24 protein-coding genes are annotated in these 24606 nt (G+C 45.3%); 23 read left to right on the top strand and 1 reads right to left on the bottom strand.

The genetic code is table 11. The annotated features are described in order from the left end of the window. The first annotated feature begins 16 nt into the window (after positions 1-16). The 7 genes from DK430_RS10730 (at position 17) to DK430_RS10700 (ending at position 4974) form a co-directional block, all read left to right on the top strand. Complete coding sequence (locus DK430_RS10730; RefSeq protein WP_109079058.1) at positions 17-412, top strand: GFA family protein; 396 nt, start codon at positions 17-19, stop codon at positions 410-412. Positions 413-517: 105 nt separating this feature from the next. Further along, positions 518-1102 carry a D-sedoheptulose 7-phosphate isomerase gene (gene lpcA, locus DK430_RS10725; RefSeq protein WP_109079057.1) on the top strand — a complete coding sequence of 195 codons (585 nt, stop codon included), beginning with the start codon at positions 518-520 and terminating at the stop codon, positions 1100-1102. A 138-nt stretch (positions 1103-1240) separates the two neighbouring features. Next, positions 1241-1975 (top strand): arginine ABC transporter ATP-binding protein ArtP, encoded by a 735-nt coding sequence (gene artP, locus DK430_RS10720; protein ID WP_109079056.1) that lies wholly within the window; start codon positions 1241-1243, stop codon positions 1973-1975. 20 nt (positions 1976-1995) lie between these two features. Next, complete coding sequence (locus DK430_RS10715) at positions 1996-2715, top strand: lysine/arginine/ornithine ABC transporter substrate-binding protein (protein WP_109079055.1); 720 nt, start codon at positions 1996-1998, stop codon at positions 2713-2715. A gap of 4 nt (positions 2716-2719) precedes the next feature. Continuing rightward, positions 2720-3382, top strand: a complete 663-nt coding sequence (gene artQ / locus DK430_RS10710; protein WP_109079054.1) for an arginine ABC transporter permease ArtQ — start codon at positions 2720-2722, stop codon at positions 3380-3382. Between the two features lie 2 nt (positions 3383-3384). Then, positions 3385-4068, top strand: a complete 684-nt coding sequence (artM, locus tag DK430_RS10705) for an arginine ABC transporter permease ArtM (RefSeq protein ID WP_109079053.1) — start codon at positions 3385-3387, stop codon at positions 4066-4068. Positions 4069-4254: 186 nt separating this feature from the next. Next, complete coding sequence (locus tag DK430_RS10700; protein WP_109079052.1) at positions 4255-4974, top strand: lysine/arginine/ornithine ABC transporter substrate-binding protein; 720 nt, start codon at positions 4255-4257, stop codon at positions 4972-4974. Between the two features lie 52 nt (positions 4975-5026). Here DK430_RS10700 and DK430_RS10695 read toward each other — a convergent pair whose 3' ends face one another. Then, positions 5027-5263 (bottom strand): zinc ribbon domain-containing protein, encoded by a 237-nt coding sequence (locus DK430_RS10695; RefSeq protein ID WP_109079051.1) that lies wholly within the window; start codon positions 5261-5263, stop codon positions 5027-5029. 280 nt (positions 5264-5543) lie between these two features. Here DK430_RS10695 and DK430_RS10690 point away from each other — a divergent pair, with 280 nt between their 5' ends. The 16 genes from DK430_RS10690 to ftsZ all read left to right on the top strand — a co-directional run bounded on the left by DK430_RS10690 (position 5544) and on the right by ftsZ (position 24605). Next, the gene (locus DK430_RS10690; RefSeq protein WP_109079050.1) at positions 5544-7142 is read left to right on the top strand and encodes a carbon starvation CstA family protein; all 1599 of its coding nucleotides are present in this window, start codon (positions 5544-5546) and stop codon (positions 7140-7142) included. A gap of 272 nt (positions 7143-7414) precedes the next feature. Next, positions 7415-7873: a division/cell wall cluster transcriptional repressor MraZ gene (mraZ, locus tag DK430_RS10685; protein WP_109079049.1), complete on the top strand. Its 459-nt coding sequence runs from the start codon at positions 7415-7417 to the stop codon at positions 7871-7873. Positions 7874-7982: 109 nt separating this feature from the next. Further along, positions 7983-8951, top strand: coding sequence for a 16S rRNA (cytosine(1402)-N(4))-methyltransferase RsmH (gene rsmH, locus DK430_RS10680; RefSeq protein ID WP_109079048.1), 969 nt, complete (start codon positions 7983-7985; stop codon positions 8949-8951). After that, entirely contained in the window at positions 8951-9268 is a 318-nt protein-coding gene (gene ftsL, locus DK430_RS10675) for a cell division protein FtsL (protein WP_109079047.1), read from the top strand. Before rsmH ends, ftsL begins: the two co-directional genes overlap by 1 nt. 17 nt (positions 9269-9285) lie before the next feature. Continuing rightward, the gene (locus tag DK430_RS10670; RefSeq protein WP_109079046.1) at positions 9286-11109 is read left to right on the top strand and encodes a penicillin-binding transpeptidase domain-containing protein; all 1824 of its coding nucleotides are present in this window, start codon (positions 9286-9288) and stop codon (positions 11107-11109) included. 17 nt (positions 11110-11126) lie between these two features. Then, positions 11127-12593: a UDP-N-acetylmuramoyl-L-alanyl-D-glutamate--2,6-diaminopimelate ligase gene (murE, locus tag DK430_RS10665; protein ID WP_109079045.1), complete on the top strand. Its 1467-nt coding sequence runs from the start codon at positions 11127-11129 to the stop codon at positions 12591-12593. Positions 12594-12602: 9 nt separating this feature from the next. Continuing rightward, positions 12603-13982, top strand: coding sequence for a UDP-N-acetylmuramoyl-tripeptide--D-alanyl-D-alanine ligase (gene murF / locus DK430_RS10660; RefSeq protein WP_109079044.1), 1380 nt, complete (start codon positions 12603-12605; stop codon positions 13980-13982). Further along, positions 13976-15061, top strand: coding sequence for a phospho-N-acetylmuramoyl-pentapeptide-transferase (mraY, locus tag DK430_RS10655; RefSeq protein WP_109079043.1), 1086 nt, complete (start codon positions 13976-13978; stop codon positions 15059-15061). The genes murF and mraY overlap by 7 nt, the downstream gene beginning before the upstream one ends. A 37-nt stretch (positions 15062-15098) precedes the next feature. Continuing rightward, positions 15099-16403, top strand: a complete 1305-nt coding sequence (gene murD / locus DK430_RS10650) for a UDP-N-acetylmuramoyl-L-alanine--D-glutamate ligase (RefSeq protein WP_109079042.1) — start codon at positions 15099-15101, stop codon at positions 16401-16403. Positions 16404-16416: 13 nt separating this feature from the next. Then, positions 16417-17607, top strand: a complete 1191-nt coding sequence (gene ftsW / locus DK430_RS10645; RefSeq protein WP_109079041.1) for a putative lipid II flippase FtsW — start codon at positions 16417-16419, stop codon at positions 17605-17607. 49 nt (positions 17608-17656) lie between these two features. Then, a complete protein-coding gene (gene murG / locus DK430_RS10640; protein ID WP_109079040.1) occupies positions 17657-18721 on the top strand; it encodes an undecaprenyldiphospho-muramoylpentapeptide beta-N-acetylglucosaminyltransferase in 1065 nt (354 codons plus the stop codon). A gap of 75 nt (positions 18722-18796) precedes the next feature. Further along, the gene (gene murC / locus DK430_RS10635) at positions 18797-20227 is read left to right on the top strand and encodes a UDP-N-acetylmuramate--L-alanine ligase (protein WP_109079039.1); all 1431 of its coding nucleotides are present in this window, start codon (positions 18797-18799) and stop codon (positions 20225-20227) included. 12 nt (positions 20228-20239) lie between these two features. Further along, a complete protein-coding gene (locus DK430_RS10630) occupies positions 20240-21169 on the top strand; it encodes a D-alanine--D-alanine ligase (protein WP_109079038.1) in 930 nt (309 codons plus the stop codon). Further along, the gene (locus tag DK430_RS10625; protein ID WP_109079037.1) at positions 21166-21933 is read left to right on the top strand and encodes a cell division protein FtsQ/DivIB; all 768 of its coding nucleotides are present in this window, start codon (positions 21166-21168) and stop codon (positions 21931-21933) included. Before DK430_RS10630 ends, DK430_RS10625 begins: the two co-directional genes overlap by 4 nt. Positions 21934-21957: 24 nt before the next feature. Beyond that, positions 21958-23238: a cell division protein FtsA gene (gene ftsA, locus DK430_RS10620; protein ID WP_109079036.1), complete on the top strand. Its 1281-nt coding sequence runs from the start codon at positions 21958-21960 to the stop codon at positions 23236-23238. An 83-nt stretch (positions 23239-23321) separates the two neighbouring features. Then, positions 23322-24605, top strand: coding sequence for a cell division protein FtsZ (ftsZ, locus tag DK430_RS10615; protein WP_109079035.1), 1284 nt, complete (start codon positions 23322-23324; stop codon positions 24603-24605). Position 24606 lies beyond the last annotated feature (1 nt).

Here is a 24606-nt window from a genome sequence, read left to right as displayed (position 1 = left end):
AATGAGGAGAAATATTATGGAAGGTCAATGTTTATGCGGAGCGGTTTCCATTACCGTACCACAAAATAAAAGCGTTCACGCCTGTCATTGTAATATGTGTCAGCGTTGGAACGGCGGTCCTTTATTTGCTTTTCACTGCGAGGAAATAGAGGTTGAAGGTAATGAACATATTACCCGTTATCAATCCTCCGAGTGGGCGGAACGCGCGTTTTGCAAGCACTGCGGTTCACATCTTTATTATCATTTGCTTGGTTCTCAAAGCTATGAAATTTCTGCCGGGTTGTTTTCTGCTCAAACGGATTTTAAGCTAGAAGATGAAATCTTTATTGACAGAAAACCCGCATTCTATGAATTGAAAAATGATGTGCCGAAATTAACGGAAGCCGAAGTGATGGCTAAGTATGGTTTTTAAATGAAAAGTGCGGTGGTTTTTCGACATGTTTTTAAAATACTTAAAAAACATACCGCACTTTGGTTATAATGGCGCGCAATTCATCATTTTATAAAGGAGAACCTAATGTATTTCGATCAAATCAAAGCCGAGCTTACCGAAGCGGCGGATGTATTAAACAAATTTTTATCTGATGACAACAACATTAAACTGATTCAACAAGCGGCGTTATTGATTTCCGACAGCTTCAAACAAGGCGGCAAGGTGTTGTCTTGCGGTAACGGCGGTTCACACTGTGATGCCATGCACTTTGCGGAAGAATTAACCGGTCGCTACCGTGAAAATCGTCCGGGTTATCCGGCCATCGCCATTTCCGATGTGAGCCATTTAAGCTGTGTAAGTAACGATTTCGGTTACGACTATGTGTTCTCTCGTTATGTGGAAGCGGTTGGGCAAAAAGGCGATGTATTATTCGGTTTATCTACTTCAGGTAATTCTAAAAATGTGTTGAATGCGATTGAAGCTGCGAAAGCGAAAGGCATGAAAGTGATTGCCATGACCGGCAAAGACGGCGGCAAAATGGCAGGGCTTGCCGATGTGGAAATTCGCGTGCCGCATTTCCGTTATGCGGATCGTATTCAGGAAATCCATATTAAAGTCATTCATATTTTGATGATGCTAATTGAATTTGAAATGGCGAAAAAGGAATAAAAGTGCGGTCATTTTTAACAATGTTTTTAAAAATCCCAAATCACATGGGATTTTTTTATAAGATTAAGTTGCATAATTATTCATAAAAGCATAATATGTTTTCAATTTTACGTTATTGATGTAGAGAAGTAGTGAAGAATGACAATCAGTGTTGAAAATTTAAATTTTTTTTATGGCGCGAACCAAGCCTTGTTTGATATTAACTTAACCGCCGATGACGGTGATGTGGTGGTGTTGCTAGGGCCGAGCGGCGCGGGGAAAAGCACCTTGATTCGTACTCTGAATTTATTGGAAGTGCCGCAATCGGGAAAATTAAGCATTGCCAATAATCAGTTTGACTTGTCTTTTGGTAATGATCCGAAGCAACTTCGTCAGCTACGCCGCGATGTGGGCATGGTGTTCCAGCAATACAATCTGTGGCCGCACATGACGGTGTTGCAAAATCTCATTGAAGCACCCATGAAAATTCTGGGCGTGAGCGAAACGGAAGCCAAGCAACAAGCGTTGGAGTTATTGCAACGTTTACGTTTAGAAGAGTTCGCCGAGCGTTTTCCGTTGCATTTGTCCGGTGGGCAGCAACAACGCGTGGCAATTGCCCGCGCGTTAATGATGAAACCGCAAGTGTTGCTATTTGACGAACCGACGGCGGCGCTGGATCCGGAAATTACCGCACAAATCGTTTCCATTATTGAAGAATTGCAACAAACGGGGATTACCCAAGTGATTGTGACCCATGAAGTGAATGTGGCGAAAAAAGTGGCGACGAAAGTAGTGTACATGGAACAGGGGCATATCGTGGAAATCGGTGATAAAACCTGCTTCGAGCAACCGAAAACGGAACAACTTAAACAATATCTATCACACAATATTTAACCTTGAGTAGGAGAAATAACATGAAAAAATTACTGTTAAGCGCGATTTTATTGGGTTCTGCCGTAGCAGCCAATGCACAGGATTTAACCTTTGCCATGGAACCAAGTTACCCACCGTTTGAATCCACGAATGAAAAAGGTGAGATTATTGGTTTTGATGTGGATATTGCCAACGCTATCTGTAAAGAAATCCAAACGACCTGTCATTTCAAAGGCGAGGCTTTTGATTCGTTGATTACTAACTTGAGATCAAAACGTTTTGATGCGGCAATTTCTGCCATGGATATTACCGAAGCGCGCGCGAAACAAGTGTTGTTCTCTGATCCGTATTACGACAGCACGGCAAGTTACGTAGCGTTGAAAGGCAAAGCGACTTTAGAAAGCGCGAAAAACGTTGGCGTGCAAAACGGCACAACGTTCCAACAATATACGGTTGCCGAAACCAAACAATATGCGCCGAAATCTTATGCCAGCTTGCAGGACGCGATTTTAGACTTAAAAAATGGGCGTATTGACATTATTTTCGGCGACACCGCCGTGCTGGCAGACATGATTTCCAAAGAACCTGAAATTCAGTTTGTCGGCGATAAAGTCACTAACAAAAAATATTTCGGCAACGGTTTGGGTATCGCCATGAACAAGTCCAATAAAGAACTTGCAGAAAGCCTCAACAAAGGTTTGGCGGCGATTAAAGCCAGCGGCGAATATCAAAAAATCTATGATAAATGGATGACCAAATAATCTTATGTTTTCCGATTATTTTTCTTTAATGCTGACCGCAGCCCTGATGACGTTAGGGCTTGCGGTTTGCTCGTTAGTACTGGGGCTTATTCTGGGCATGGTATTTGCCATGCTGGAAGCGAATCGCTTTGTGGGAAAACCGATGGCGGTGTTTGTTGCCTTGTTACGTGGATTGCCGGAAATTCTGGTTGTGTTATTGGTGTACTTTGGTTCCAGCGAACTTGTTGAGTTGATTACCGGCGAGTACATTGAATTCGGTGCGTTCGGTTGCGGCGTGTTTGCGTTATCTTTAATTTTCGCCGCGTATGCCTCGCAAACCTTGCGCGGGGCGATTCAAGCAATTGCTAAAGGACAGTGGGAATCCGGTGCGGCATTGGGGCTGAGTAAAGGTTATACTTTCATTCATATCATTATGCCGCAAGTGTGGCGCCACGCGCTGCCGGGATTGAGCAATCAATGGTTGGTGCTGCTGAAAGATACGGCGTTAATTTCTTTAATCGGCGTGGATGACATTATGCGTCAGGCGCAGTTAATTAACACCAATACGCATCAGCCTTTCACTTGGTACGGCATTGCGGCGTTGATTTATCTCTTGGTGACTTTAGTGAGTCAAGTGGGCATCCGTAAATTAGAACTGCGTTTTACGCGCTTTGAAAGGGAAGTGTAATCATGTTTCAAGAATATTTAAGCGTTATTGCACAGGGCATTCCCACCAGTTTGTTATTAACCGTGGTTTCATTGGCGATCGCCTTTGTGTTGGCGTTATTGCTTACGGTGTTGCTTTCCGTTGGCAATAAAGCGGTAAAAAGTGCGGTCAATTTATACCTTACTTTATTCACCGGTACGCCTTTATTGGTGCAGTTCTTTCTGATTTATTCCAGTCCGGGACAATTTCAGTGGATTGTGGACGGCCCGTTGTGGTCTGTGCTTTCTAACGCTTGGTTTTGTGCGGCGTTAGCGTTAGCATTAAACAGTGCGGCGTATTCCACTCAATTATTTCACGGTGCGGTCAAAGCCATTCCGAAAGGACAATGGGAAAGCTGCGCCGCGTTAGGATTGAGCCGTTTACAAACACTAAAAATTTTAATTCCGTATGCCTTAAAACGTGCGTTGCCTTCCTATTCCAATGAAATCATTTTGGTATTTAAGGGCACCGCATTGGCATCCACCATTACTATCATGGACATTATGGGCTATGCCCGACAGCTTTACGGCACGGAATACGATGCGCTTACCATTTACGGTATCGCAGGCGGCATTTATTTGATTATTACCGGCATCGCGACGTTACTGTTGCGTAAACTGGAAAACAAAGTGCTTGCCTTTGAGCGATTGGATATGAAAGGTGCGTAGCACTATAAAAGTGCGGTCGTTTTTCATCGTGTTTTTTAAAATCCCAAAATTCCTTTGGGATTTTTTATGTTTTCATATTGCATAAATATGCAAATAAAAGTAATATCTTTTCATGTTGATCAAATCATAAGCAAAATACATCAAGTTATCCGCCAGATTATTCACACAGATAGAGGACGCATTACGATGAAAACCTTACTACTCGGCAGCTTGTTAATGGGCGCAACAATCACAGCGAACGCACAGAATTTAACTTTCGGCACGGAGCCTAGCTATCCGCCTTTTGAATTGACCAATGAAAAAGGGGAGCTTGTCGGATTTGATATTGATATTGCACAAGCCATTTGCAAAGAAATTCAAGCCACTTGTCAGTTCAAAACCCAGCCTTTTGATGCGTTAATTCCAAGCCTGAAAGCCAAACATTTTGATGCGGCAATGTCGGCGATTGATATTACCGAGGCGCGTGCCAAACAAGTGTTGTTTACTGATTCCTATTACGACAGTTCCGCCAGTTACGTGGCGTTAAAAGGAAAGGGGGATTTGGCTACGGCGAAAAATATCGGCGTGCAAAACGGTTCTACCTTTCAGCAATATACTTTGGCGGAAACCAAACAATATGACGCGAAAGCCTATGTGAATTTGCAGGATGCCATTTTGGATCTGAAAAATGGACGGGTTGATATTGTATTGAGCGATACCGCGCTGTTGGCGGACATGATGAAAAAAGAACCCGATATTCAATTTGTCGGTGAAAAAGTGGTGAATCCGAAATATTTCGGTAACGGCACAGGCATTGCTGTGAATAAATCCAACAAAGCCTTGCAGGAAAGCCTAAATAAAGGGTTGGCGACAATTAAAGCCAATGGTGAATATCAAAAAATTTATGATAAATGGATGACGAAGTAGTCGATTTTTTTGTTCATTTGGGATGGCGCAAACATTCAGGTTTGTGCCTTTTTTATTTTCCATCGGTTATCCAACCCGCCACAATCAACACTAAAGCGAAAATTGCGCCCCAAATGAGGTGGAGTTTAACGCTTTTGCGATTAATTTCTTCATTCTGTAATCGGCGTTCTTCCAGCTTTTGTTTATAGGCTCCAAGATTTTCCGGCTTAAAGGAAAAACCGCAGTTCGGGCAGGCTTCTGCGCTTTCACTGATTTTTTTACGGCATTCGGGGCAGCGATGTAACATAATTTTCTCTTGCGTGATTCATGTGCATAAGGCGCACAATGTAGCGATTTTTGCTAAAAACACAAGAAATTTATACCGCACTTTGGGTTCAGGTTAAAAATGTGATTAATATCACATTTTGTGAAGATATTTTGAACCGACGGATCATAGTTTGTTTACTTAATTGTAACAGAGACCTAAAATAGCGCCGCTTTACTCGGTTTCGAGTAAATCGTTTAAACATTAACCCGAACCGGTTATTTTTGACTCATGAAACTAACTGTTCTCTTTGTAGGATTCTCATATGTTGTGGTTTTTCTTCTGTGTTTTGGTGTTGATTTTAGGTTATGCGATTTATGGCAAAATTATCGAAAAGATTTTTGTCATCAACCCTAAACGTCAAACGCCGGCGTATCAACTCAATGATGGCGTGGATTACATGCCAATGTCCAAAACCAAAATTTGGCTTATTCAATTATTAAACATTGCCGGTACCGGTCCGATTTTCGGTCCGATTCTTGGTGCGCTATATGGACCTGTGGCAATGTTGTGGATTGTTATCGGTTGTATTTTTGCCGGTGCGGTGCATGATTATTTCTGTGGGATGTTAAGTATTCGCCACGGCGGCGCAACCATGCCGTATTTGGCGGGTAAATTCTTAGGTCGCCCGGTTAAAGTCTTCATTAATATTTTAGCCCTTGTTCTTCTTTTATTGGTCGGTGTGGTATTCGTAGCCAGCCCGGCACAGTTAATGGGGACCATTACTATGGACGTCATGGGCGCTTCTCAAGGGGCATTGCAACTTGGTGATGTTGAGGCCGTTCATCAGGCGGTAGAGTCCGGCGGTTTAACCGTTTGGGGCATGGATAAAGCAACGGTTGTTTCCGTATGGACAGTGATTATTTTCGCCTACTATATTCTTGCCACCTTGTTACCAATCGACAAAATTATCGGTCGTATTTATCCAATCTTCGGTGCGTTATTGCTCTTCATGTCCGTAGGTATGGTGTACGGTTTGGTTTCTGCACACTTCAGCGCGGTCGATCCGATTGAATTCTTCCGTACGATCGATGCAGATGGTCAAGGTTTAACTTGGGATAAATTCACTCAAAACTTCCAAGTGAAAGGTGATGTTCCGATTTGGCCATTATTATTCTTAACCATTTCCTGTGGTGCATTGTCCGGTTTCCACGCAACACAAACACCATTAATGGCACGTTGTGCAGAAAATGAAAAAGAAGGTCGTTTCATTTTCTACGGTGCGATGATCACTGAAGGTGTCATTGCGTTAATTTGGTGTATGGTTGGTTTGGCATTCTATGAAAACCCACAAGCATTACAAGATGCGATTTCTGCAGGTTCCCCGTCTAAAGTTGTGTATGACAGCTCATTACACTTCCTTGGATTTATCGGCGGTATTTTTGCGGTACTAGGCGTAGTGGTGCTTCCAATCACCTCCGGCGATACGGCATTCCGTGCGGCACGTTTACAATTAGCGGAAATCTTCCACATTGATCAACGTTCACTTTCTAAACGTTTGTTGATTGCGGTGCCGTTGTTCGTATTAGGCTTCTTTGTTTCCACTATCGACTTCAGCGTATTATGGCGCTATTTCACTTGGGCAAACCAAATGACTGCGATGGTGATGTTATGGACGGCTGCGGCATATTTATACCGCTACCATAAATTCCACTGGGTGGCTTCCATCCCTGCATGGTTCATCACCACAGTTTGTGCCACGTACTTGTATTACAACAAAATCGGCTTTAGTTTAGATTATCAGTTATCTGTGTATTTAGGCTTTGCTACAACGGTTGTATGTGTTGTCTTATTCTTCGCCTTGGTGAAACGTTCAGGTGAGCCGGATCCTGATGCGTTAGTGGATAACCTCGCAAAACAATAAAAATTTTGACCGCACTTTTGCGGTAAACGCAACCAAAACACCCTGCTAATGAAAATTGGCAGGGTGTTTTTTTATACGTTTAATTTCATTCTGTTACTTAGACGATCCGATAAAAAAATACAAAACTTTACACAGAGGATCCTGAAACAGCTTGCAACTTGTACAAACAAATAATAAACTTAGCGAAAAGTGGTAGAAAGTGGTTTTTTGTGGAGAATTTTGGAAGAAAATCCCAAATTCAGACCAATTAAACGGAAAAAAGGAATAAATTCATGTTTCGTGGAGCTTCGGCGGTTAATTTAGATGCGAAGGGTAGAATTTCTATCCCGACCCGCTATCGCGCCGAGCTTTTAGAACAAAATCAAGGACAAATGGTTTGTACCGTAGATATTCGTCAGCCTTGTTTATTGCTTTATCCGTTACAGGAATGGGAAATCATCGAACAAAAACTCCTTGAACTCTCCAACTTCGATCCCGTACAACGTAGTCTTCAACGGGTAATGTTAGGTTATGCCACAGAATGTGAATTAGATAATGCAGGTCGAATTTTAATCAGCGGTCCATTGCGTCAACATGCCAAATTAGAAAAATCCATTATGTTGGTGGGGCAATTGAATAAGTTTGAAATCTGGAGTGACGCGGAATGGCAAGCCCAGGTGGAACAAGACATGGCATTAGGTGCAACGGATACCTTCGCATTATCGGAAAAATTAAAAACGCTGTCATTATAAGAGGAAAACTCACAGAACAGCGGCACTAGCAAAAGATAAGCGGCGGTTACGCCGCTCTATCTTCTTCTTTTTTACATTGAAATTTTTTATGTACCATTGGTAATGACTTATGACGCAGTTAAATACGTTTTCTTCAGCTGAACATTTGACGGTTTTATTGCATGAAACCGTAGATGGTCTGGCATTGAAAGAAAACGGCATTTATATCGATGGTACTTTTGGTCGGGGCGGTCATTCCCGTTTAATCCTTTCCCAATTATCGGCTAACGGCAAGTTGATTGCGATCGATCGCGATCCGCAAGCCGTCGCGGAAGCAAAAAAAATTCAGGATTCGCGTTTTCATATTGAACATTGCGCTTTCTCGGAAATTTTACCTCTTTGTGAAAAACTCGGTTTAGTCGGCAAAATTGACGGTATTTTGCTTGACCTTGGTGTGTCTTCGCCACAATTGGATGATGCACAACGCGGTTTCAGTTTTATGAAAGACGGTCCGTTAGATATGCGTATGGATAGCTCAAGAGGGCAATCCGCCGCCGAATGGCTTGCACAGGTTTCCGAGCAGGATTTGGCTTGGGTGTTAAAAACCTTCGGTGAAGAGCGTTTTGCTAAACGCATCGCCAAAGCCATCGTCGATTACAACAAAAGTGCGGTACAAAATGGCGGTGAATATTTAACGCGAACGTCGCAACTTGCCGAATTAATCACGCAAGCTGTGCCGTTTAAAGATAAGCATAAACATCCGGCAACCCGTAGTTTTCAGGCGATTCGCATTTATATCAATGCCGAGTTGGATGAGTTGGAAAAAGTATTACAAGCCGCATTAAGCGTGTTGGCACCGCAAGGTCGTTTATCCGTGATCAGTTTCCACTCGCTGGAAGATCGCATGGTGAAACAATTTATGCGCAAGCAAAGTCAGGGGGAAGCGATTCCGAAAGGGCTTCCGTTGCGCGAAGATCAAATTCAGCGCAATCAAACGTTAAAAGTGATCGGTAAAGCCATTATGCCGAGTGATGCCGAAATCGCCCAAAACCCGAGAGCCCGAAGCGCCGTATTACGCATAGCCGAGAGAATTAACTGATGTTGGAAAATAACGATAGATACCCGCTACAAGACATTATTATGGAAGACTTATTCACGTCGAATAAGTTTGTGCTGATCTTGTTATTGTTGATTGTGGTAACAGCTCTCGGCACCGTTTGGATTACCCATCAGACCCGCAGTCTGGTGGCGGAAAAAGGTGACTTGGTTCTTCAGCACCAAGCATTAGAAAATGAATTTTTAAATTTAAAATTAGAAGAGGCGACACAAAGCGATAACACTCGAATTGAAGCGATTGCCAGACAATTAGGCATGCAGCGTGCAACACCCGAACAAGAAGTTGTAATTCTTGAGTAAAGCTGAAGGTGATGAAAATGGTGAAATTTAATAAATCGGTAAAACCTTTAAAAGCAAAGAAAACGACAAAAACTTCCGTTAAAAGCGGTTCTTCGGTAAAACCTAATAAACCGAAACCGGTGTATGAAAGAAGTTTTTTAAAAGGTCGTTATTTATCCGCACTGAGTTTAATTGTGGTGGGATTGACTGCGCTTATCGCTCAAGCCGCTTATGTTCAAATTGTTAATGCCGATTCATTAATTGATGAAGCGGATAAACGCTCCTTGCGCAAACAGGAAGTGCAGTTCGTGCGCGGTTCGATTTTGGATCGTAACGGTCAGTTGCTTTCCGTGAGCGTGCCGATGTATTCCGTGGTCGCCGATCCGAAATTCATTTTCGATGAAAATTCCCTGAAAGATAAAGAACGCTGGCAAAAACTGGCGGAAGCCTTGGGCATTTCATACAGCAATTTACTCAAACGGGTAGAAAAAGATCCGAAATCCCGTTTTGTGTATTTATCCCGTCAAATTTCACCGACGTTGGCAAGCTATGTAAAAGATTTAAAAATCACCGGTATCGTGTTGAAAGCCGAACCGCGCCGTTTCTATCCGCGAGTGGAAGAAACCGCTCATTTAATCGGTTATACCAACATTGACGGCACGGGTATCGAAGGTATCGAAAAAAGTTTTGATTCCATGTTAATCGGCAAATCCGGCCTGCGTACTTACCGTAAGGATAAATTCGGTAACATCGTGGAAAATATTTCCGATGTGAAGAAATACGATGCCCAGGACGTGACCTTAAGTATTGACGAAAAATTACAATCTATGGTGTATCGCGAAATTAAGAAAGCGGTGGCGGAAAACAAAGCGGAATCTGGCACTGCCGTATTGGTGGATGTGCGTACCGGTGAGGTGTTGGCGATGGTTAATGCGCCGTCTTACAACCCGAATAACCGTACCGGTGTGAAATCCGAATTGATGCGTAACCGCGCGATCACCGATACGTTTGAGCCGGGTTCTACGGTAAAACCGTTCGTCGTTTTGACCGCACTTCAACGTGGTGCGGTACGTCGTGACGAAGTGATTAATACCGGTCCGTTGGTGTTAAACGGACATGAAGTGAGAGATGTTGCGCCGCGTGATAAATTAACCTTGGACGGTATTTTGGAACATTCCAGTAACCGCGGGGTGAGCCGTTTGGCATTGCGTATGCCGCCGAATGCGTTGATGGAAACTTATCAAAACGCAGGGTTGGGTAAAGCTACCGATTTAGGTTTAATCGGCGAACAATCCGGTTTGTTAAATGCGCACCGCGCCCGTTGGTCTGATATTGAACGCGCTAACGTCGCTTATGGTTATGGTATTAACGCCACGCCGTTACAAATTGCGCGCGCCTACGTAACTTTGGGCAGCTTCGGGATTTATCGTCCGTTATCCATTACCAAAGTGGATCCGCCGGTTGTGGGCAATCGCGTATTCTCCGAAAAAGTCACCCGCGAAGTGGTGAATATGATGGAAAAAGTGGCGATTAAAAACGGTCGCGCCATGGTGGACGGCTATCGCGTGGGTGTGAAAACCGGTACGGCGAAGAAATTGGAAAACGGTCGTTATGTGGATAAATATGTGGCGTACACCGCAGGTATCGCGCCGATTTCCGATCCACGTTATGCGTTGGTGGTTTTGATTAACGATCCGAAAGCCGGTCAATACTACGGTGGTGCGGTATCTGCGCCGTTATTCTCCAACATTATGAGTTATGCGTTACGCACCAACAACGTTGCGCCGGATGGCTTGGATCAAGAAAAAACGGCAAAACGTACCGTGCGTTTAAGCGATAAAAAAGCGAGTGGCGTTAACTAACTTGATGAGAAAAAATAATGCACCGATTAACCGCACTTTTAGGGATTGATCTTGCCGAAGACATCAACCTAACCGAAATGACATTAGACAGCCGTACTGCAAAGGCCGGCTGTCTTTTTATTGCTATTAAAGGGCACCAAGCCGATGGTCGCCAATACATTCCGCAAGCCTTACAAAACGGTGCAAGTGCGGTCATTTTTGAGGCCGATTCTGCGGCAGAACATCTCCAAGTTCGTTACGAGCAACAGGTTCCTCTCATTGCTTTTTATCAATTGAGTGAAAATTTATCCCGCCTTGCGGATATGTTTTATCACTATCCCTCTAAACATTTAACTTTAGTCGGCATTACCGGCACCAACGGTAAAACCACGACGGCGCAATTATTGGCACAATGGACGCAACTTTTAGGACACCGCAGCGCGGTGATGGGAACCATTGGCAATGGCTTATTCGGGCAGGTAAAAGAAGCTGCCAATACAACGGGCTCGGCAGTGGAAATTCAAGCGTCGTTGGCAGATTTTGTGGCAAAAGGCGCAGATTTTGCCGCCATTGAGGTGTCTTCGCACGGGTTGGTGCAGCATCGCGTAGAGTCGGTGCATTTCAGCGCAGCGGTATTTACCAATTTAAGCCGCGATCATTTGGACTACCATCACACCATGGAAAATTATGCGGCGGCGAAAAAACGCTTGTTTACCGAGTTGGACAGTCATCATCAAATTATTGATGCGGATGACCCCGTCGGAGCCGCATGGCTGGCGGAAATGCCGGGTGCCGTCGCCGTCAGTGCCAACGCGAATTTTATTCCGCAACACGCCAAATGGCTAAAAGCTGTGGATGTCGTCTTTAATCACAAAGGCGCGAAGATTAAATTTGAATCCTCATGGGGCTGTGGGGAGTTACAAAGTTCGCTTATCGGCGCTTTTAACGTCAGCAATTTGTTATTGGTGACGGCAACCTTGTTGGAGCTTGGCTATCCGTTATCCGATTTAGTCAACAGCGTGCATCAACTCACCGGGGTATGCGGACGTATGGAAATGATTCATGCGCCGCAGAAACCGACGGTGATCGTGGATTACGCCCATACCCCCGATGCGTTGGAAAAAGCTTTGCAGGCGGCGCGTTTGCATTGCCATGGTAAGCTTTGGTGTATTTTCGGTTGCGGCGGCGATCGCGACAGCGGTAAACGTCCGCTGATGGCGAAAATCGCCGAACAGTTGGCGAATAACGTGATTGCCACCGATGACAACCCACGTACCGAAGATCATACGAAAATCATGGCGGATATTTTAAAAGGCTTTGCCAATCCGCAACGCGTGCAGGTCATTCATCAGCGCGAAGAAGCCATTGCTACCGCCATTAAAAGTGCGGTGGAAAATGACGTGATTTTAATTGCCGGTAAAGGGCACGAAGATTACCAAATCATCGGCAAAACCAAACATCATTTTTCCGATCAGGAAGTTGCCCGTCATTATTTATTTCACTAAAAGAACAACATGATTACATTATCTCTTGCACAACTTGCCTCCATTTTAGAGGCGCAACTCATCGGCGATGGTGATATTACCGTCGACAGCGTGAGTACGGATAGCCGTAAGTCGGTCAGTAACGGCTTGTTTTTTGCCCTGAAAGGGGAAAATTTCGATGCGCACGATTATGTTACCAAAGCCGCCGAACAAGGCTGTGTGGCTGCCGTGGTGGAACACCCGACAGAAGACAATATCGCCCAACTTGTCGTTAAAGACAGTCGCCTTGCGCTAGGGCAGCTTGCCAAATGGTTGCGTGAAAAAATCAATCCGAAAGTCGTGGCGATGACGGGCTCTTCCGGCAAAACCACCGTGAAAGAGATGACTGCCGCCATTTTGCAACAAAGTGCGCTGGATTTTGACGACGTTTTATTTACTCAAGGCAACTTTAACAACGACATCGGCGTGCCGCTCACCTTGTTACGTTTAACGGAAAAACACAAATTCGCCGTCATTGAACTGGGCGCCAATCATATCGGCGAAATTGCTTACACTACCGCCTTGGCGCAACCTGATGTGGCGTTAGTCAATAACGTGATGGCGGCGCATTTGGAAGGTTTCGGTTCTATTGAAGGCGTAGCGACGGCAAAAGGCGAAATTTTTCGCGGACTCACGAAAGACGGCGTTGCTGTCATCAACTTGGCGCATAACTATCAACAAAAATGGCGGCAAGACATCGGTCAACACGATGTACAATATTTCGCTTATGACAATCCGCAGGCGGATTTTTACGCCGAACGTATTCAATTCTCCGAACAGGGCGCGTCTTTCGTGTTGCACACTCCGCAAGGCAGCGTGCAAATCAACTCCCCGTATCTGGGTGAACACAATGTATCTAACACCTTGGCGGCGACCGCGTTGGCAATGAATGTGGGCGCAACGTTAGCACAGGTAAAAAAAGGTTTGGAAACGCCGTCCTTGGTAAAAGGGCGTTTGTTCCCGGTTCAACCTTGCGAAAACCTCTTGTTATTGGACGACACGTATAACGCCAATGTGGGGTCCATGAAGTCGGCGATTTCCGTATTACAAAAATATCCCGCTTTTCGTGTCTTTGTTGTTGGTGATATGGGCGAATTAGGCGATAATACGCAACTTTGTCATCAAGAGGTGGGGGATTTTGCCCATACCGCCCATTTAGATTTGGTACTTTCTTTCGGACGTTCCAGCGCCGCCATCAGTGCGGTCAATTCCGGACGTCATTTTACCGATAAAACGGAACTTGTCGCTTATTTAACACCAATCATTAAACAGCAATTAACACAACAAAAAGTCGTTGTTTTGGTGAAAGGATCACGCAGTATGAAAATGGAAGACGTGATCGATTTATTAAAAGGTAATTTTTTATGTTAGTTTGGATCGCTGAGTTTTTAACCAAATATTATTCGAGTTTCCACGTTATTTCTTATATCACCGTGCGCGCCATTTTAGCCTTGTTGACCGCACTTTTAGTCTCTTTATGGATTGGTCCGAAAGTCATTCGTCGCCTGCAAATGCTGAAGTTCGGTCAGGTTGTGCGGAATGACGGGCCGGAAAGCCATTTCGCCAAAAAAGGTACGCCGACCATGGGCGGCGTGATGATTCTGTTTGCCATCGGCGTGAGCACCTTATTATGGGCGGATTTACGCAATCCTTATATCTGGTTCAGCTTATTTGTGTTATTCGGCTACGGCGCCGTGGGGTTTGTGGACGATTACCGCAAAATTACCCGCAAAAGCACCGACGGTTTAATTGCCCGTTGGAAATATTTCTGGCTTTCCGTCGTCGCCTTAGTGGCGATTTTCGGCATGTACGCCATGGGCAAAGACACCGATGCCACACGCTTGGTCGTGCCGTTTTTCAAAGAATTTATGCCGCAACTCGGTGTCTTTTATATTGTGTTGTCGTATTTCGTGATCGTCGGTTCCAGTAACGCGGTGAATTTTACCGACGGTTTGGACGGCTTGGCGATTATGCCGACGGTGCTGGTAGCGGGCGCATTTGCCTTGGTTGCATGGGCGACAGGTAATATCAATTTCGCCGAATATTTGCACATTCCATACATTAAATTCAGCGCGGAATTGGTGGTGTTCTGTACCGCTATCGTCGGCGCGGGGTTAGGGTTCTTGTGGTTCAACACTTACCCTGCACAGGTGTTTATGGGCGATGTGGGCTCATTGGCATTAGGCGGCGCCTTGGGCGTGATTGCCGTATTAGTGCGCCAGGAATTTTTATTACTCATCATGGGCGGCGTCTTCGTCATGGAAACCCTGTCTGTGATTTTACAAGTGGGTTCCTACAAACTGCGTAACAAACAACGCATTTTCCTCATGGCACCGATTCATCACCATTTCGAGAAAAAAGGTTGGCCGGAGCCGCGTGTAATTGTACGCTTCTGGATCATTTCTTTGATGCTCGTGTTAATCGGATTGGTTACTTTAAAACTGCGTTAAGCCGATAAAGTGCGGTCGTTTTTGAGAGAGAATTTCAATGCAATATCAGAATAAAAAAGTCACGGTTATCGGGTTAGGCAAAACGGGCTTATCCTGTGTCGATTTTCTGCGCGCCAAACAGGCGAACGTGCGCGTCATTGATACGCGTAAAAATCCGGCAGGCGCAGAGCAACTGGACAGCGCCATCCCATTGCATACGGGCGGCTTAAATCAACAATGGCTGCTGGAAAGCGATCTCATTGTCATCAGTCCGGGACTGGCAGTCAAAACACCTGAAATTCAGACCGCACTTCTGGCTGGCGTGGAAGTTGTCGGCGACATCGAATTATTCTGCCGTGAAGCGGATAAACCAATCGTGGCGATCACCGGCTCCAACGGCAAAAGCACCGTCACCAGCTTGGTGGCGGAAATGGCAAAAGCCGCCGGGTTAAGCGTCGGCATGGGTGGCAATATCGGCATCCCCGCACTTTCCTTATTAAATCAGCAACATGATTTGTATGTGTTGGAACTGTCCAGCTTCCAATTGGAAACCACCTATTCTCTAAAAGCCGCGACGGCAACGGTGTTAAACGTAACCGAAGATCATATGAACCGCTACGTGGATTTACAGGATTATCGCAACGCCAAATTAAAAATCTATGAAAATTGCCAAACGGCGGTCATTAACGGGGAAGACCCATTGACATTGCCGACGGTCCAACATCCGCAAACACAGGTGGCTTTTGCCGAAAACAACGCGGATTATTGGCTGAAAACCGAAAATAATAGAGCCGTTTTAATGGCGCGTGATGAAAGGATTTTAGCCTGCGACGAGATGAAATTAAGCGGTCGCCATAATTACATGAACGCCTTAGCAGCGATTGCTTTGGCACAGGCGGCAGGCATAAATTTACTCGGAATTCAGACCGCACTTCGTGAGTTCGGCGGCTTGGATCACCGCTTTCAAGTAGCACATATTGCCAACGGCGTGCGTTGGATTAACGACTCCAAAGCCACTAATGTGGGCAGTACCGTGGCGGCGTTAACCGGTTTACAGGTGGCGGGCAAGTTGCATTTATTGCTCGGCGGCGATGGCAAAGGCGCGGATTTCGCCGAATTGGCACGCCTAATTAATCAACCGCACATTCATTGCTATTGTTTCGGTCGCGACGGCAAGCAATTAGCCGCACTTGCTTCACAAAGTCAATTATTCGATACCATGGAACAGGCCATTACGGCGATTCGCCCGCAGTTACAATCAGGCGATATGGTGTTGTTATCTCCGGCGTGCGCCAGTTTGGATCAGTTCAGTTGTTTTGAAGCACGCGGCGATGAATTTACGCGTTTGGCACGTTTAAGTTAAACAGGTTCGCAGCATGGGATTTTGGGATAAGTTCAAAGAAAGCAGTCAAAACGTGACCACAGTGGCGCCGACCAATTTGTTATACGATCGTGCATTGTTGTGGTTGTATTTGGTGCTGTTACTTATTGGCTTATTGGCGGTGTCTTCCGCGTCCATTCCGGTGGGCACGCGATTGTACAGCGACGCGTTTTACTTTGCCAAACGGGATGTGATTTACATTATTCTGTCCGGCGTCACCTGCTATTTTACGCTACAAATTTCCATGGAAAAATGGGAAAAATGGCACGTCAAATTATTCGGTATCGCGCTTATTTTGCTTTTCCTTGTCATGATTCCCGGTATTGGGCGCGAGGTCAACGGCGCGCGACGTTGGATTCCCATGGGATTGTTTAACTTTCAACCGGCGGAGTTCGCCAAACTCGCCTTAACCTGTTTCCTCGCCAGCTATTTCACCCGCCGCTACGACGAAGTGCGCAGCCGCAAATTGAGTGCGTTCAAGCCCTTTGTGGTGATGGGATTAATGGGCTGTTTCCTGTTGGTGCAACCTGACCTGGGTAGTACCGTCGTGTTATTCATCATCACCTTTGGCTTATTGTTTATTGTCGGTGCCAATTTCTGGCAGTTCATCGGCTTAATCGGCGTGGGCGTGCTGATGTTCGTGTGGTTGGTGCTTTCTTCCGCTTACCGACTGAAACGTATCACAGGTTTTATGGACCCCTTCAAAGACCCTTACGGCACCGGCTTCCAATTATCCAACTCCTTGATGGCGTTCGGGCGCGGTGGCTTTTTCGGCGAAGGACTAGGCAATTCCGTATTGAAACTGGAATATTTGCCGGAAGCGCATACCGACTTCGTGATGGCGATTGTGGGTGAAGAATTCGGCTTTTTCGGCATTTTAGTCATCATTATTCTGCTCGGTTTATTGGTTTTCCGCGCCATGAAAATCGGACGAGAATCCTTGCTATTAGAGCAACGTTTCAAAGGCTTTTTAGCATTCGGCATCAGTTTTTGGATTTTCTTCCAAGGCTTCGTCAACCTGGGTATGGCGCTGGGTATGTTGCCGACTAAAGGTTTAACCTTCCCGCTGATCAGTTATGGCGGTTCCAGTATTATCATCATGTCCGTCACTATCGGTATGTTATTGCGTATTGACCATGAAAATCGCTTAATGCGGGGTGGTCAGGCGCGATTGCGGGATGACTAAGCGGAAAAAAGTGCGGTCGTTTTTTCAAGTGTTTTTTTAGAGAAGAGATATGGGTAAAAAATTATTAGTGATGGCAGGCGGAACGGGCGGACATGTTTTTCCTGCCATTGCCGTTGCACAAGAATTACAACAACAAAGCTGGGAAATCCGCTGGTTGGGCACGCAAGATCGTATGGAGGCCCAACTTGTACCCAAACATGGTATTCCCATTGAATTTATCCAAATTTCAGGTTTACGCGGCAAAGGCATCAAGAGTTTATTATTGGCGCCTTTTGCTATTTTGCGTGCAGTGTGGCAGGCGCGTAAGATTATCAAACAATATCAGCCCAACGCTGTGTTAGGCATGGGCGGTTATGTGTCCGGCCCGGGCGGCATCGCGGCAAAACTTTGCGGTGTGCCGGTGGTGTTGCACGAACAAAATGCCGTTGCGGGCTTAACCAACAATTGGCTATCCAAAATCGCCGCCCGCGTATTGCAAGCTTTTCCGAACGCCTTTCCCCATGCCGAGGTGGTGGGTAACCCGGTTCGTCGTGATTTATTTCAAACGGAATCGCCGGAAGTGCGCTTTGCCGCGCGTGATAAAACCTTACGCATTTTAGTGGTGGGCGGTAGTCAAGGGGCGCGCGTATTAAATCAAACCGTGCCGCAAGTTGCCGCTAAGCTCAGCGCGCAAGGTTTGGATATTTATGTGCGTCATCAGGTAGGCAAAGGCAATTTAGCCGGCATTGAAGAAATTTATCAGACAAACCGCAACGGCGTTGCCACCGAATTTATTGACAACATGGCGGAAGCCTACGCCTGGGCGGATTTGGTGATTTGTCGCTCCGGTGCGCTAACGGTCTGCGAATTGGCGGCAGTAGGTACGCCGGCAATTTTTGTGCCGTTCCAACATAAAGATCGTCAGCAATTTTTGAATGCTAAATATTTAGCCGATGCGGACGCAGCGGTGATTATTGAACAGCCGGAATTTACCGAAGAGCGCTTATTACAAGCGCTAGCGCCGTTATTGGCAGATCGTGAAAAATTATTGACCATGGCGTTAAATGCCAAAAAAATGGCAACGCCGTTAGCCGCCAAGCGGGTTGCCGACGTCATTGAAGACGTGGCGAATTAAATAAAAAGAGAAAAGTGCGGTCGTTTTTCGCGGGGTTTTTTACCTCCGCCGACTTGCAGAAAAAAGGAAATATCAATGGATAACTATCATCAACAGATTAGAAACATCATTCCGGAAATGCGCCGGGTTAAGCAAATCCATTTTATCGGTATCGGCGGCGCGGGCATGTGCGGCATTGCGGAAATTTTACTGAACGAGGGGTATCATATTTCCGGTTCGGATATTGCCGAAAGTGCGGTGACTCAACGTTTAACGCACGCCGGCGCGAAAGTGTTTATCGGACATAAAGCGGAGAATATTGCCGGTGCCAGCGTGGTGGTGATTTCTTCCGCGATTCACGGCGACAATCCGGAAGTAGCGGCGGCAAAAGAAGCCCGTATTCCGGTGATTCAGCGCGCACAAATGCTCGCGGAATTAATGCGTTTCCGTCACGGTATCGCAGTTGCCGGTACGCACGGTAAAACCACTACGACGGCGATGGTTTCTATGATTTATGCCGAAGCGGGCTTGGATCCGACTTTCGTTAACGGCGGGTTGGTGAAATCGGCGGGAACGAACGCGCACTTGGGTTGTAGCCGTTATTTGATTGCCGAGGCGGACGAAAGCGACGCCTCTTTCCTGCATTTGCAGCCGATGATTTCTATCGTGACCAACATTGAGCCGGATCATATGGACACTTATCACGGCAATTTTGATGAAATGAAGCAAACTTATGTGAATTTTCTGCATAATCTGCCGTTTTACGGTCTAGCGGTGTTGTGCGCCGATGATGCGGTGTTGATGGGCTTAGTGCCGCAGGTGGGACGTCAGGTGATTACTTACGGCTTTAGTGAGAGCGCCGACTATCGTATCGAAGATTATCAACAAACCGGTTTTCAAGGACATTACACAGTCATTTGTCCGAACGGCGAACGTATTGATGTGTTGCTCAATGTACCGGGGCGCCATAATGCGTTAAATGCCACGGCGGCTTTGGTAGTTGCTAAAGAAGAAGGCATTAAAAACGAAGCGATTTTAGCAGCGTTGGCGGATTTCCAAGGGGCGGGGCGTCGTTTCGATCAGCTAGGGCAATTTATTCGTCCGAACGGCAAAGTCATGTTGGTGGACGATTATGGTCATCATCCGACCGAGGTGGGGGTGACTATTCAAGCGGCGCGCCAAGGTTGGGAAAATAAACGCATTGTGATGATTTTTCAACCACACCGTTATTCCCGCACACGCGATTTATTCGATGATTTCGTGCAGGTTCTGTCTCAAGTGGACGCCTTGATTATGTTAGATGTGTATCCGGCGGGTGAAGCACCGATTGTGGGGGCAGACAGTAAAGCATTATGCCGTTCTATTCGTAATTTAGGAAAAGTCGATCCGATTTTGGTGTCCGATACGGAACAATTAGGTGACGTGCTCGATCAAATTATTCAGGACGGGGATTTAATTTTGGCGCAGGGTGCGGGTAGCGTGAGCAAATTGTCACGTCAGTTGGTGGAACGTTGGACGAAAGAATAAGTGGATAACAATATGAGTAAAACATTAAAACAGGAAAAAATCGCCGTATTATTGGGCGGAACCTCTGCCGAACGCGAGGTGTCTTTAAATTCGGGATCTGCGGTATTAAACGCTTTACGCAAACAAGGCTATGACGCTCATCCTATCGATCCGAAAGAATTTCCGGTGGCAACCTTAAAAGAGCAGGGTTTTGATCGCGTGTTTAACATTTTGCACGGTCGTGGCGGGGAAGACGGCACCATGCAAGGGTTGCTTGAGCAAATTGGTATTCCTTACACAGGTTGCGGCGTCATGACCTCTGCACTCACTATGGATAAGATGCGCACTAAAATGTTATGGAAAGCCTTTGGTTTACCTGTTGCCGAGATGGAAATTGTGACGGCGGAAAATAGACTAAACTTAAACCCTGACTCTGTGGTCAAAAAGCTAGGATTGCCTTTGATGGTTAAGCCTTCCTTAGAAGGTTCCAGCGTTGGATTAACTAAAGTGAAATCCATCGATGAGCTGGAAAGTGCGGTGGATTTTGCGCTTAAATTTGATCGTACCGTGTTAATTGAAGAATGGCTTGCCGGCGATGAATTTACCGTGCCGGTGCTGGATAATGAAGTGTTGCCTTCCATTAAAATTGTGCCGGAAGGGGAATTTTATGATTATGACGCAAAATACATTTCCGACAATACACAATATTTTTGCCCGGCAGGATTAAGCGAGGAACGTGAACAGGAACTCCGTCGTTTGGTGAAACAGGCCTATGATGTAGTGGGCTGCCGTGGTTGGAGTCGTATTGATGTGATGGCGGATGCGGAAGGTCAATTCCGTTTGGTGGAAGTTAACACCAACCCGGGCATGACCAGCCACAGTTTATTCCCAAAATCGGCAGCAATGGTCGGCTATTCTTTTGAGCAGTTGGTTGAGAAAATTTTAGAGTTGAGCGCGGAATGAATTTATTAAAACGCAAAACCCCACAAAATATAAGATATGGTGAGCCGAAATCAAAAGTTTTTGTGCAAATTAAATTATTACTTGTGCTATTATGCGTTGGCATTTTGTTCTATTCTTATTCAAATTGGCAAAATTTTTTAGAAAAATTAGATAGTAAGCCGATCAGTGCTTTTGCTTTGGTAGGCACGCCGAATTTTACCGATGATGCGGATGTGCGAGAAGCCTTGCTGAAAATGGGTGAGTTAAAAGGCTTTTTCGGGCAGGATGCCGATTTAATCCGTGAACAAATTGAGATGATGCCTTGGGTGAAAGGCGCGGTGGTACGCAAAATGTGGCCGAACAGATTGAGCGTTTGGGTCACGGAATATCAGCCGGTCGCTATTTGGAACGAAACCGAATTTCTTTCAAAAGACGGCGTGGTTTTTCAATTACCAATGAGTAAATTGAAAGAACAAAATTTGCCTCGTTTGTCAGGGCCTGATTTTCAAAGCGAAAAAGTGTTGGATGCTTGGAATAGAATCTATGCCGACTTAAAACAGAAAGGGTTAACCCTTAAAGCGGTGGCGATTGATGCGCGGGGCGCTTGGCAAGTGGTATTGGATAATGATGTGGTGCTGAAACTTGGGCGTGGTGAGTGGAAAACTAAACTGGATCGTTTTGTGACGATTTATCCGCAGATTGAAGTGCCTGAAAATAAAAAACTTTCCTATGTCGATTTGCGTTATGCGTCCGGTGCGACGGTGGGTATGGTTGATTTAAATTAATGATTAACAGTGTGAAGTTAGAAAATGTCTAAAATTGTGGAATCAAAGACGATTGTTGGCTTGGAAGTGGGTACTTCCAAAGTCGTTGCCGTAGTTGGTGAGGTTTTACCGGACGGCGTAGTGAATGTGCTTGGTGTGGGCAGTTGCCCGTCTAAAGGGATCGATAAAGGGAGCATTACCGACTTAAATGCGGTGGTAACTTCTATTCAGCGTGCCATTGAGGCGGCGGAATCCGTTGCCGACTGTCGCATTATGAGCGTGACTTTAGCCATTACCGGAGAACACATTCAAAGTCTTAATGAAAATGGTTTCGTGCCTATTGCCGAAGGCGAAGTGACTCAAGATGAAATTGATTCCGCAATTCATACGGCAAGTTCGGTAAAAATGCAGGAAGGCTTGTCTTTACTTCACATTATTCCGCAAGAATTTGCTGTTGATAAGCAAATGAACATTAAAAATCCGTTGGGGTTACAAGGTGTTCGTTTAAAAGCGCAAACCCACTTAATTGCTTGCCACCAAGATTGGCTAAACAACCTGAAGAAAGCAGTAGAACGTTGCAAATTAAAAGTCGATAAAATTGTGTTTTCAGGCTTGGCCTCCAGTTATTCCGTGCTCACCGAAGATGAAAAGGATTTGGGGGTTTGTTTAATTGATTTCGGTGCCGGTACGATGGATATTATGGTGTATATCAACGGTGCGTTACGTTTCAGTAAAGTGATTCCTTATGCAGGGAATCGTGTTACTGATGATATTGCTTATGCTTGTGCCACTTCACGAATGGAAGCAGAAAGTATTAAAGTAAACCACGGTAGCGCATTAACCCCGCCTAAATATCATGCGGACAAAAAAATTGAAGTGTCCAGTATCGGCGGACGTGGACCACGTACATTAACAAAAGAGCAACTTTCTTTGGTGACTTCTGCACGTTACAAAGAATTACTTGGTTTGGTAAAGAATGAATTGCTTTATTTGAAAGCAGACTTAGAAGCCAAACATATTAAATTTGATCTTATTGCCGGCATCGTGATTACCGGTGGTGGGGCGCAAATTGAAGATTTGAAAGACGGTGCGGTGGAAGTATTTGGTCCAAATGCTCAAGTAAGAATCGGTAGTCCGCTGAATATTACCGGATTGACCGATTATGTAAATAAACCGCAATATGCAACGGTTATCGGTTTATTACAATATGAGCACAGTAATGAAGATGAAGGACCGTTAAATGAAGAACATTCCGATGGCGGATTTTTCAGCGCATGCGGCAATGTGATGAAAAAAATTTTTAATAAAGTGCGGTCGGAATTTTGAGAATTTTGATTTTTCATCTACAATATGAACAATTTGGGTTTTAATATATGTCGATAATGTGTCGGCAGTGACGGAGAATAAGTATGTTTGAACCAGTAGATTATGATCTTGGTGAAATGAATGGCGCGCTGATTAAAGTGGTCGGTGTCGGTGGTGGTGGCGGTAATGCCGTTAACCATATGGTTGCCACAATGGTAAAAGATAATGTGGGCGGTACCATTGTTGATGAAACGATGATGAATACCGATGAACATGGGAAAATTATGTTCTATGCCATTAATACCGATGCTCAAGCGTTACGTAAAAGCCAAGTACAACAAACGGTTCAAATTGGTGCAAATACCACCAAAGGTTTAGGTGCCGGTGCAAATCCGAATGTCGGACGTAAAGCCGCCGAAGATGACCAAGATGCGATTCGTCAAATGTTGGAAGGTGCCGATATGGTATTTATCGCCGCCGGCATGGGAGGCGGTACCGGTACGGGAGCCGCACCAATTGTTGCACAAATTGCAAAAGAATTAGGTATTCTTACCGTTGCCGTGGTGACCAAACCATTTGCTTTTGAAGGTAAGAAACGAATGATGTTTGCCGAAATGGGGATCAAAGAATTATCCAAACATGTAGATTCCCTTATCATCATTCCAAATGAACAATTAGCCAAAGTTATGCCGAAAAATGCAACATTAATGCAAGCTTTCTCCGCCGCTAATGACGTGTTGCGTAATTCTGTTACCGGTATTTCGGATATGATTACTTCCCCGGGTTTAATTAACGTGGACTTCGCTGATGTTCGTACCGTAATGTCAGAAATGGGGCAGGCCATGATTGGCTTCGGTTCCGCATTAGGTGCTCCGGGTGAAGGTCGTGCGGAAGATGCGGCAAAAATTGCGGTGAAAAGCGATTTATTAGAACGCGTGGATTTATCCGGTGCCAGAGGGGTGCTGGTCAATATTACTGCCGGTATGGATTTGGGCTTAACCGAGTTTCAGGCTGTCGGCGATACAATTAAAGCTTTTGCTTCGGATGAGGCTACGGTTGTGGTGGGTACGACTTTAGTGCCTGATATGGTTGATGAAATTCGCGTAACAATCGTTGCAACCGGTATTGGTGAGCCGGAAGCGCCGGAAATTCAGATTTCTCCGCGCCCTCAAACGGCGTCTACCGGTCAACAACCGATGACGAACCAGTTTGGTGCACCAAGAACAAATGCGCCGACTTATGGTCATAATGTACAGGATCCAAATAATTTATCGAATAACCAACAAAACGTGCAACGTAGAGACGATTTGGATACGCCTATTACCGAACGCCTAAAAGATACCAATTTATTCAATGTTCAAGGCTTTATGCGTAACGGCGATAAATAGA

It is taken from the genome of Aggregatibacter kilianii (assembly GCF_003129965.1).
GTDB lineage: Bacteria > Pseudomonadota > Gammaproteobacteria > Enterobacterales > Pasteurellaceae > Aggregatibacter > Aggregatibacter kilianii_A.
The sequence above is the reverse complement of the archived record's forward strand: the minus strand, read 5'-3'. Positions and strand labels throughout refer to the sequence as shown.

Coding starts and splice junctions, on each gene's coding strand:
- DK430_RS10730 (WP_109079058.1), top strand. CDS start 17: ATGGAAGGTCAATGTTTATGCGGAGCGGTTTCCATTACCGTACCACAA.
- lpcA (WP_109079057.1), top strand. CDS start 518: ATGTATTTCGATCAAATCAAAGCCGAGCTTACCGAAGCGGCGGATGTA.
- artP (WP_109079056.1), top strand. CDS start 1,241: ATGACAATCAGTGTTGAAAATTTAAATTTTTTTTATGGCGCGAACCAA.
- DK430_RS10715 (WP_109079055.1), top strand. CDS start 1,996: ATGAAAAAATTACTGTTAAGCGCGATTTTATTGGGTTCTGCCGTAGCA.
- artQ (WP_109079054.1), top strand. CDS start 2,720: ATGTTTTCCGATTATTTTTCTTTAATGCTGACCGCAGCCCTGATGACG.
- artM (WP_109079053.1), top strand. CDS start 3,385: ATGTTTCAAGAATATTTAAGCGTTATTGCACAGGGCATTCCCACCAGT.
- DK430_RS10700 (WP_109079052.1), top strand. CDS start 4,255: ATGAAAACCTTACTACTCGGCAGCTTGTTAATGGGCGCAACAATCACA.
- DK430_RS10690 (WP_109079050.1), top strand. CDS start 5,544: ATGTTGTGGTTTTTCTTCTGTGTTTTGGTGTTGATTTTAGGTTATGCG.
- mraZ (WP_109079049.1), top strand. CDS start 7,415: ATGTTTCGTGGAGCTTCGGCGGTTAATTTAGATGCGAAGGGTAGAATT.
- rsmH (WP_109079048.1), top strand. CDS start 7,983: ATGACGCAGTTAAATACGTTTTCTTCAGCTGAACATTTGACGGTTTTA.
- ftsL (WP_109079047.1), top strand. CDS start 8,951: ATGTTGGAAAATAACGATAGATACCCGCTACAAGACATTATTATGGAA.
- DK430_RS10670 (WP_109079046.1), top strand. CDS start 9,286: ATGGTGAAATTTAATAAATCGGTAAAACCTTTAAAAGCAAAGAAAACG.
- murE (WP_109079045.1), top strand. CDS start 11,127: ATGCACCGATTAACCGCACTTTTAGGGATTGATCTTGCCGAAGACATC.
- murF (WP_109079044.1), top strand. CDS start 12,603: ATGATTACATTATCTCTTGCACAACTTGCCTCCATTTTAGAGGCGCAA.
- mraY (WP_109079043.1), top strand. CDS start 13,976: ATGTTAGTTTGGATCGCTGAGTTTTTAACCAAATATTATTCGAGTTTC.
- murD (WP_109079042.1), top strand. CDS start 15,099: ATGCAATATCAGAATAAAAAAGTCACGGTTATCGGGTTAGGCAAAACG.
- ftsW (WP_109079041.1), top strand. CDS start 16,417: ATGGGATTTTGGGATAAGTTCAAAGAAAGCAGTCAAAACGTGACCACA.
- murG (WP_109079040.1), top strand. CDS start 17,657: ATGGGTAAAAAATTATTAGTGATGGCAGGCGGAACGGGCGGACATGTT.
- murC (WP_109079039.1), top strand. CDS start 18,797: ATGGATAACTATCATCAACAGATTAGAAACATCATTCCGGAAATGCGC.
- DK430_RS10630 (WP_109079038.1), top strand. CDS start 20,240: ATGAGTAAAACATTAAAACAGGAAAAAATCGCCGTATTATTGGGCGGA.
- DK430_RS10625 (WP_109079037.1), top strand. CDS start 21,166: ATGAATTTATTAAAACGCAAAACCCCACAAAATATAAGATATGGTGAG.
- ftsA (WP_109079036.1), top strand. CDS start 21,958: ATGTCTAAAATTGTGGAATCAAAGACGATTGTTGGCTTGGAAGTGGGT.
- ftsZ (WP_109079035.1), top strand. CDS start 23,322: ATGTTTGAACCAGTAGATTATGATCTTGGTGAAATGAATGGCGCGCTG.